2 protein-coding genes are annotated in these 3,058 nt (G+C 62.3%); both read right to left on the bottom strand.

The features are described 5' to 3' along the window. Nucleotides 1-1,614 (bottom strand): cytochrome c oxidase subunit I (gene ctaD / locus AC1D00_RS34020; protein ID WP_477013682.1); only part of this gene is annotated, 1,614 nt, incomplete at its 3' end. Nucleotides 1,615-1,702: 88 nt separating this feature from the next. Continuing rightward, entirely contained in the window at nt 1,703-2,542 is an 840-nt protein-coding gene (gene coxB, locus AC1D00_RS34015; RefSeq protein ID WP_135176241.1) for a cytochrome c oxidase subunit II, read from the bottom strand. Nucleotides 2,543-3,058 lie beyond the last annotated feature (516 nt).

The raw sequence follows: 3,058 nt of genomic DNA, 5'->3' as shown, positions 1-3,058 counted from the left end.
GGGCAGCACTTCGAACTGATGGAAGGGCGGCGGCGAGGGCAGCGTCCACTCCAGCGTGGTCGCGCCCGCACCCCACGGATTGTCGCCAGCCGGCACCTTCTTCATGAAGGCGTCGAACACGCAGTAGAGGAAGATCAGCACGCCGAAGCCGGAGATGTAGGAGCCGACCGAGGAGACCAGGTTCCAGCCAGCGAACGCGTCGGGATAATCGACGTAACGGCGCGGCATGCCCGACAGGCCGAGGAAGTGCTGCGGGAAGAACACCAGGTTGACGCCGATGAAGGTGACCCAGAAGTGCGCCTTGGCCAGCGTCTCGTTGTACATGTAGCCCGACATCTTCGGGAACCAGTAGTACCAGCCGGCGAAGATCCCGAACACCGCACCGAGCGACAGCACGTAGTGGAAGTGCGCGACGACGTAGTAGGTCTCCTGGAGCACGCGATCGACGCCGGCATTCGCCAGCACGACGCCGGTGACGCCACCGACTGTGAACAGGAAGATGAAGCCGACCGCCCAGATCATCGGGGCGCGGAATTCGATCGAGCCGCCCCACATCGTGGCGATCCACGAGAAGATCTTCACGCCGGTCGGAACCGCGATCACCATCGTCGCCGCGACGAAATAGGCCTGCGTCGCGCTGGACATGCCGACCGTGTACATGTGATGCGCCCACACCACGAAGCCGATGCCGCCGATCGCGACCATGGCGTAGGCCATGYCGAGATAGCCGAACACGGGCTTGCGCGAGAAGGTGGAGACGATCTGGCTGATCATGCCGAAGGCGGGCAGGATCAGGATGTACACCTCGGGATGGCCGAAGAACCAGAACAGGTGCTGGAACAGCACGGGGTCGCCGCCGCCGTCGGGCGCGAAGAAGGTCGTGCCGAAATTGCGGTCGGTGAGCAGCATGGTGATCGCACCGGCGAGCACCGGCAGCGAGAGCAGCAGCAGGAACACCGTCACCAGGATCGACCACACGAACAGCGGCATCTTGTGCAGGGTCATGCCCGGCGCGCGCATGTTGAAGATCGTGGTGATGAAGTTGATGGCGCCGAGGATCGACGAGGCACCCGCCAGATGCAGCGACAGGATCGCGAAATCGACGGCCGGGCCGGGATGGCCGGAGCTCGACAGCGGCACATACATGGTCCAGCCGGCGCCGACACCATTGGCGCCCGGCTCGCCCTCGACGAAGGTCGACATCAGCAGCAGCCCGAACGAGGCCGGCAGCAGCCAGAACGAGATGTTGTTCATGCGCGGGAACGCCATGTCGGGCGCGCCGATCATCAGCGGCACGAACCAGTTGCCGAAGCCGCCGATCATCGCCGGCATGACCATGAAGAAGATCATGATCAGGCCGTGGGAGGTCACGAAGACGTTGTAGGTGTGCGTCTCGTGGAAGATCTGCACGCCCGGATACATCAGCTCGGCACGGATCGCGACCGACATCGCGGCACCGATGACGCCGGCGATGACCGCGAAGATCAGGTACATCGTGCCGATGTCCTTGTGGTTGGTCGAATAGACGTAGCGCCGCCATCCGGTCGGATGGGCGTGCTCGTCATGTCCGTGGTCTTGCGCGTGATCGCCGTGTGCCGCTGCGCTCGTTGCCATTTTCAAATCCTGCCTTGCGTCCCATGCGGACCTTATGCGGTCCCGCCCTTTATGTCGCTTTCAGTCCCCTCGAGCCCTCACCCGGCGCTTACTGCGTCGGGCCGGCCGCGGAGGCGTAGGTGCTGGTGCCGCCGCTCGCATATTTCTTCTTCGCCGTTTCGACCCAGGAGGCGAACTCCTTGTCTTCCACGACGCGAATCGCGATCGGCATGAAGGCGTGATCCTTGCCGCAGAGCTCCGAGCACTGGCCATAGAACATGCCGGTCTTGGTGGCCTTGAACCAGGTCTCGTTCAGCCGCCCCGGGATGGCGTCGATCTTGACGCCGAAAGCCGGCAGCGCGAAGGCGTGGATGACGTCGGCGCCGGTCACCTGGACACGAACCACCTTGTTGACGGGCACCACCATCTCGTTGTCGACGCCGAGCAGGCGAGGCTGCTTGTCCTGGGCCATCAGCGAGTCGAACTCGAACTTGCCGTTGTCAGGATAGGCGTAGGACCAATACCACTGCTTGCCGGTCGCCTTGATGGTCAGGTCCGCCTTCGGCACGTCGAGCTCCAGAAACAGCAGGCGGAACGACGGCACCGAGATGCCGACCAGGATCAGCACCGGAACCAGCGTCCAGGCCACCTCGATCAGCGTGTTGTGGGTGGTCCGCGAGGGCACCGGATTGGCCTTCGCGTTGAACTTGATGACCACGACCACCAGCAGCGCCAGAACGAACAGCGTAATCAGCGTGATGAGCACGAACAGGAAGTTGTGGAACCAGACGATATTGTCCATCACCGGCGAGCCGGACTGCTGGAGCGTCCACTCCCATGGCGCCGGCTGCCCAAGCTCGGCAAATGCCGCGCCGCCCGTCGCCAGTGTCAGACCAGCTACGGCCAATCCCAGCAAATGCCGGCCTACCCGGCCCATCGACATCCTCATGCCGTTCGCGCTCCCCTTACGAAATCACCCCAAGTGCGTTCCCCTATTTTTGGGAAACGCTTATTCGATCCGTCCGTCTGACAAACCGCCACTCAAGAATACCTCTAAGAGGAATTGGGGCCAGATCGCTAGAACGCCGAAATCAAGCTTCTCAAACCATAATTCTTGATCTATCGCAATGCAGTCTTGAGCCCCACCTGCCAGCGATCACCCGCAAGATATTTCCTAGTAACATCAGACAAAAATACCGTTTCCCGGGACGCTGTGGCTTGACAGCGGAATTGCCCGTTGTAGGCACTGGCGAACGGCCGCACAGGAACCTGATTCGTGCCGGCGACGGCGGCCTCGGCGGCGCGGAATTTGCTTGGGAATTGCCTTCAAGACGCCGTCATTTCCGTATCAGTCCACCCGCGCAAGCGACCCAAGCGAGCAGAGGGACGCTTGGGAATTGCCTTCAAGACGCCGTCATTTCCGTATCAGTCCACCCGCGCAAGCGACCCAAGCGAGCAGAGGGAC

Source organism: Bradyrhizobium sp. P2_E8, from assembly GCF_056403875.1.
Note: the sequence above shows the minus strand (reverse complement) of the source record. Positions and strands in the feature narration are given on the sequence as shown.